Raw genomic sequence first — 4,094 nt, forward strand, 5'->3', positions numbered from 1 at the left:
AGATTAATGATGATACACAGATTGATAAAATTACTAAAAGCCCTACAGTCTTTAACATTCAAGCTGCGCGTAAATTTGAACTAGCCCTTTCATCCGCGGCTATAAACCTCCTTTCTGTGTCTAATAACTCACCAGCTATAAGAATTCCAAATGGAATTAACTTCTATCATAGCGAGCTTAATGATATTGAGAGTTTATCAAAGTCTGGAACTGATAAATCTAAAATTAAGTTAAAGAGAAAATTTGCACAATTGACGACAAAAATGAGAGATGAAATCGGAGACCGCCTATGTGATTTTATTTCTCAAAATTCGAGCTCCCTAACACTTTGTACTGATGCTATTTTAGAGTGGTTGCCAATAGATAGAATCCCGTTGATGTTTTCTCATGAAATATCGAAAATTAATACAACACCAGGGAATAAGTTTATCCAAGAATGCGTCAATTTTTCGAGTATAACTGTTTCAAAAAAACACCTAATGAATATTACAGTGATTCGTTCTTTCAAAGATAATGATCCACTTAAATTCATTTTAGAAAATTCAATAAATCATTATGCGAAAATAGATAATGTTGTCAATATTACATTCATCGATGTAGGTAGTTCTGATGAGTTAATCGAAGCGCTAAGCAGATGTAAAAATAATATATTAATCTTTGATTGTCATGGAAATCATGGAGGAAGCGAGTCACATGGGTGGCTTCAAATAGGAAATGAGAAGGTTGATACATGGAAATTACCCGTTGTATACCCTTCTGTGATTATTTTAAGTGCGTGTCTAACGTCAGCTATTGGAGGTTCCCATGCATCGGTTGCTAATGGCTTTTTATCGCGTGGGGCTATGTCAGTAGTTGGTACACTACTTCCGGTTGACGCAGTAGATTCTGCAGTTTTTATAGGCAGGTTGATTTATAGAATAAGCGGTTACTTGAATGCATTAAGTAAACTTAATGTAGGCTTAATTAGTTGGAGGCAGTTCTTATCAGGTTTGCTTCGACTTTCTTTTTGTACGGAGTTCTTAATAATGCTTAGGGACGATAAAAAGCTATTTGATCAGGCCAAATATGAAAAAATACATACCGATTGTAATATGATAATCAATACACATCTAAATGGATGGTATGACATGGTGCTATCAGTAATACATAATGAAACAGGGGTGGATATGAATGAGATCGATAAAATGGTCCAGAATATAGGCCTCACCGAGACAATGTTTTATTCTCAATTAGGTAGGCCTGAAACAATTGTGATTGACCTCACTATCTAACCCTCGAATAGGTAGTTAGCTTACGTACGTTCAGTTAACCAATACTTAAGTTACAATTATTACAAACTAACCAACGTAAGTGTCTATTTAAATTAACGGAGTATGAGCGACACTCCGTTTTTCAATCTACATTTAATCACATGAAGTAGCCTTTTAATTTAGAACCTAACTTTTTTATAGCGAGCTTTGTTTTAAATGTATTCTTCTTTAAATCTCAATGGATGTTACGCATCACGCAAAACAGAAAGTAAGAAACCAAAGGGATTATTTCTAACCTGTTGGTGGTGACCATAGAGCCCGAAACATTTTTATTCCCCGGGATGTCACCCCGTAGGTAGGGATATAGGCTCTAGAAGAACCTATCCAACTGATTATTTTTCTTTATGCTTACTTATGGCATCAGTTAAAGCAGGACCACGGAGCAAAACTTTCAAATCTTTACCACTCTGAAAGTGTTCAAGCAAGTCATTAACTAAAGACTTAACTCTTGCTTCCGAACTCGCACAGTTGGAATCATTTTGTGCATCAATAAAATATGCTACTTCTTCTAATTTATTTAAAATTAATTTGTTATTGCGTTCATTACTTGTCATCTTAGCCTCTTCAGTTAATAAAGAAATATTCAAAGAATCTATTTGTATGCTCAAAAGAAATTAAGATCAAGTAGAACAGTTACCTTCTAAATTAGTTTTAAATATTTATACTCAACCCCACCCGTTAACTGCTGCATACAACTTCGAGTTAAGTAATACTTCTCCGCCAGCCTCTTCAACAACGAACTTGCCCAACTTGATGACAAACCACATCTATCCGCAATCTGTGACGGTGTCACCTCTTCACCCTCTTTAATCGACTGCAGAACAATTAACTGTGTCTTACTCAATTTAAGCGCTCCAACTTGGTGTGGAGCCGAACGTGCGCATTTCAATAAATCAGCCGAAATATGGTCATTTTTGCCTAAAATTGTCATCCTATGATTACCCCCTGTGATTGATATTTATTTTAACTTTATTAATTGATCTTAAAGATCATTTTACTGCTCATCTATTTCTGAAAAACAGGCGATAAACAGTTGCAACAGCTCTTTTTTAGTCATAAATGGTAGCGATTAAGGGCTTCTGACTTCTGAAATTCAATATGAGTATGAATGTAAGCCTGATCGAGTTTTCCCTTAGCATGGTTAAGCAGAGTCTCTGCTACTAGGTAATCAATACCAATATCAGCCCAAACCGTTCTAGCCAGCTTTCTTAAATCATGAGCGGTCCATTCCCCCTTACTTACTGACTTAACAAAATCACTGACGGTACCACGATGGATTGGTGCCTTATCGTATTTTGAATTAGGAAAGACATTGTTCCCCTGGTAATAATGATCCAGTTGCCAGGCGACGATCCTCGTTTAGTTTCTGGTAAAGCTAACGGCGGTCAATCTATGTATGTTATCGCTGAGTTCTGTCGTAAAAAGTAATTCATTACTTCACAATCGATAGACTAAAAAAGACGCTTAATTGCGTCTTTTTTTATGTCTGAGAGTTTTCGGTAGTCATTTTTTTAAGTAAATATGCAAAAATCAAATTATAATCCCGAGTATTTTCTAACTACTGTGATTATTTATTCACATAAAACTTAAATTAGCACTCGCTTTTTTCAAACGTTCAAATCCACGTTTATCGTACTTTTGTGTGGTAATTATACTTGCGTGCCCCATCGCATCTTTTACTGTAGAGATATCCTCACCATTATCTAATAGCATAGAAGCAAACGTTCTTCGGCAATCATGTGGAGAAAATGCATTTACCCCAGCCTGTTTTCGTCTTTCATTTAATATATGTAAGATCGCTTGTGAGGTAAGCTTATCATCGGTCACAGTATCAAAACGTCTTATACGGGTAAACAGAGCTCGCTCATTATCACCACTGACTGTGGTTAGCCATAAATCTAATAACGTTAATGACTGTTGAGGTAAATAGCACATACGCTCTTTATTACCTTTTCCGAGTACTCGCAATGCCCCTTCTTCTGCATTAAAACTACCAATAGAGCAATCCACAATTTCTGAGCGTCTTAAACCACAGCCTAATAACACACCTAAAATAGCACTGTCTCGAATACCTTTTATGCTTTGGTCATTACAAGAAGAAAACAACAATTGGATTTCATGACTAGATAAGGCTCGACCTTTAGCTAATCGAGAGCCTTTTATTTGTTTAATGTGCTTTATTAATTGATAGTTTTCAGTCGTGATTTTTTTCGATAACCACAGTTCTTGAGCCACACCTTTGATTGCCGCAATGTAGGTATTGATGGTGGCCGATTCTAATTTTTCAGATTTTAATGCCTCAATGACACCAAGTACGTAATCACGATTTATTTGATGCCATGGGCAATTGTTTAAATTAAAAGATCCAAGAAGATGAGCGATCTTATTTAAATTTGATCTCATCGTTGATCGGCTGTTTTCAGAGTTTAGAGATAACAAATATGCCTGAGCTGCATTTAAGCTACTCACTTTAGGCATGGTTAATCCTACTGAATTTTCATTACTTAAAAGCGTTACGTTGTCACTAGTCATTGATTTACAACTTATTTATTACTCTGCCTATAGTATATGATCATTCTCTACTTTTCCAAAGGTACATTTTAATAAGTAGAGATCCATTTTGGATCTTTTAAGTGTATTTTGATGATAAATCCACCAGTAAGATCAGTTTTATGCCGCTTGTTGTGCACTCTAAAATAAGAATTAAGTGAGTACATAAGGTATGACGAGGAAGATATTTTAAGAAGTCCGTGATTAGTATCATACCAATGCCAGTAATTATCT

The 4,094-nt window shown here is 35.6% G+C and carries 3 protein-coding genes and 3 pseudogenes; 2 read left to right on the forward strand and 4 right to left on the reverse strand.

What is annotated here, in order from left to right; translation table 11 throughout:
- Window positions 1–1,271: pseudogene (locus PVK62_RS16950) on the forward strand (CHAT domain-containing protein); the annotation flags it as partial.
- 371 nt (window positions 1,272–1,642) lie between these two features.
- On the opposite strand, the gene PVK62_RS16955 reads toward PVK62_RS16950, so the two are convergent.
- The 3 genes and pseudogenes from PVK62_RS16955 to PVK62_RS17675 form a co-directional block, all read right to left on the reverse strand.
- Entirely contained in the window at window positions 1,643–1,864 is a 222-nt protein-coding gene (locus tag PVK62_RS16955; RefSeq protein WP_274444750.1) for a hypothetical protein, read from the reverse strand.
- Window positions 1,865–1,950: 86 nt separating this feature from the next.
- The gene (locus PVK62_RS16960; protein ID WP_274444749.1) at window positions 1,951–2,241 is read right to left on the reverse strand and encodes a MarR family transcriptional regulator; all 291 of its coding nucleotides are present in this window, start codon (window positions 2,239–2,241) and stop codon (window positions 1,951–1,953) included.
- A gap of 122 nt (window positions 2,242–2,363) precedes the next feature.
- A pseudogene (locus tag PVK62_RS17675) lies at window positions 2,364–2,657 on the reverse strand (site-specific integrase); the annotation flags it as partial.
- On the opposite strand from PVK62_RS17675, the pseudogene PVK62_RS16965 reads away from it, so the two are divergent.
- Window positions 2,655–2,738, forward strand: a pseudogene (locus PVK62_RS16965) (alkylphosphonate utilization protein); the annotation flags it as partial. The pseudogenes PVK62_RS17675 and PVK62_RS16965 sit on opposite strands and share 3 nt — an antisense overlap.
- A 147-nt stretch (window positions 2,739–2,885) precedes the next feature.
- Here the strand turns inward: PVK62_RS16965 and PVK62_RS16970 are convergent.
- A complete protein-coding gene (locus PVK62_RS16970) occupies window positions 2,886–3,842 on the reverse strand; it encodes a tyrosine-type recombinase/integrase (protein WP_274449498.1) in 957 nt (318 codons plus the stop codon).
- Between the last annotated feature and the right edge of the window lie 252 nt (window positions 3,843–4,094).

The sequence above is a fragment of the Aliivibrio sp. S3MY1 genome, from assembly GCF_028765575.1.
Lineage (GTDB): Bacteria > Pseudomonadota > Gammaproteobacteria > Enterobacterales > Vibrionaceae > Aliivibrio.